The 2236-nt window shown below is 44.8% G+C and carries 2 protein-coding genes; both read left to right on the top strand.

What is annotated here, in order from left to right:
• On the top strand, window positions 1-1204 hold a 1204-nt coding region (locus ENN47_10810), incomplete at its 5' end, for a hypothetical protein (protein HDP78648.1).
• 304 nt (window positions 1205-1508) lie between these two features.
• Window positions 1509-2236, top strand: a 728-nt coding sequence (locus tag ENN47_10805) for a fasciclin domain-containing protein (protein ID HDP78647.1), incomplete at its 3' end; no start/stop codon positions are given.

Raw genomic sequence — 2236 nt, 5'->3', positions numbered from 1 at the left:
GTATCATTCTAAGCATTATGGACATGAATGGAATGTGGCCGCTGCGGTTCTCAGAGGCTGCAATACGAAGGAACTACTGAAGGAGTACTTCTCAGTGATGGGGAGAAGGTTCGGCATTTTCTTCGAGGTCTTTCCCTATGGTAAGAGAATGCACGAAGCCGCAGATCTGGATTCATTTCTGGATTCCGCTATAGAAAACATGAAAGAAGATGGCTGGCTTATTCAGAATGGCGACACATTTGAACTGACTGAGAGGGGAGAGTCTGAGGCGAAGAAGATGCTCGCCGAACTCGAGAATAGCGGCCGGCTTCTGGAAAAAGCAACAAAATCCGAAACAGTCTCGAGAGTAACGATAATCGTCCACTTCATCCTTGCTGCCTTGAAGCTTCCCGCCGCTATTCTTTCCGGCAGTGTCGGCCTTCTAAATGATTCATTCGATACTCTTTTGGACGGAATCTCAAGTGTTTTCGTGTACTGGGGAGTCAAGAAGAACCACGAACATCTGGTAAGCTTGATTCTTCTACTATTTATGGGAGCAACTGGTCTTTTTTCATTGATAGAAGCTTCATTCAGGCTCGTTTCCGGTGAGATCCCTTCCCCAGACATCCTTACTTTTGCTGCAGTGGCAATTTCGGGAATAGTCTGCGCTCTCTTGTGGTTCTATCAGAAGTACTCAGGCCTTAAAAATCGATCCTTCCCTCTGATTACCCAGTCGGCGGATTCAAGAAATCATGTTCTTGTAGCTGTGAGCGTAGCAATTGGGCTCATCGTATCTCTCGTAAGGATTCCCTATGCTGACGCGATTGTAGGGTTGATCGTTTCCATTCTGATTCTCAAAGGGGCGGCAGAGTTACTGATAGATCTTATAAGATCTGCCAGAGGAGAAGCCATCGACTTCGAAAGATATGGCTTTTCCCTCTTCAACAAGTTCAGATCGAAGCAGCTAAAACGCTGGTTCCTTTTCATGATCGATCAAGGGAAGATTCAGACTCGCGATCAGCTCGAGTGCGAAGCAAAGGCATCTATGGCTTATCAAGATATAGAACCTCTCAGAGCCTTGGGAATTTCCGATTCACACTCAGACGAATCGATAGTTAAGACTGCCCTCGAGGCGCTAGACAAGGAAATGTTGATAACCGAGTACGACGGATACCTCAAGCTTACAGAAACGGGCTCCTCCGAGTTGAGATCTACCCGTTTGTGATTGCCAATTTGAGGAACCGATCAATGTCTTTTCAAACCTCACTTCCAAAGTCGCTTATCTCTTGTCAACTACTAATCTTTCAAGATAACCATGATCATCGAAGTAAAGCGTAGATTAAGAATTAGTTAAGCGTTCGTATGATTGTTTCTGTATGGCTTTTTCAAAGAGGCAAAGAGAAATCAAGGTCGCCGATTTTTCGTTGTGCACAACCCTATTGACAACGACGAGTTTGGCAGAGTAAAATCAAATTGTCAACGATTTAGTTTTGAAAAATGTAGTATAAAAAATTCTGGTTGAGGTGATAATGATGAAAAAGGTATTTCTGGTGTTAGTTTTAATAGGATTGGTTTTCACTGGTTTCTCCAAGAACATAGTAGAAGTAGCGGTTTCAGCAGGCAATTTCACTACACTCGTGGCGGCGGTTGAAAAGGCGGGTCTAGTCGAGACTCTTATGGGAGATGGACCTTTTACTGTGTTCGCTCCAACTGACGAAGCATTTGCAAAGCTCCCGGAGGGAACTGTTGAAAGTCTCCTAAACGACATACCGGCTCTTACAAGAATTCTTACCTATCATGTGGTTCCAGGAAAGTATATGTCCTCTGACGTGGTCTCACTCGAATCGCTGAAGTCCGTCGAAGGCAGCGATATACAGATAAAAGTAGAAGAAGGAAAGGTTTACGTCAGTAATGCAATGATAACTGCAGTTGACATAGAAGCAAGCAATGGAGTAATTCATGTTATAGACACTGTCATCCTTCCTCCGGAAAGAGAGACAAGGAGAATCCCTGAAATTGCTATCGATGCGGGCTCGTTTACGACACTAGTTACGGCTCTTCAGGAAGCCGGTCTAGTCGAAGCGCTTATGGGTGATGGGCCTTTCACAGTCTTCGCCCCGAATGATGAAGCCTTTGCAAAATTGCCCGAAGGAACTTTCGAATCCTTGCTCAAGGATATACCGACTCTGAAGAACATCCTCCTATACCACGTCGTATCGGGAGAATATATGGCTGAAGATGTACTGGGTATGAGATC

The sequence above is a fragment of the Mesotoga infera genome (assembly GCA_011045915.1).
GTDB classification, from domain to species: Bacteria; Thermotogota; Thermotogae; order Petrotogales; family Kosmotogaceae; genus Mesotoga; species Mesotoga infera_D.
Note: the sequence above shows the minus strand (reverse complement) of the source record. Positions and strands in the feature narration are given on the sequence as shown.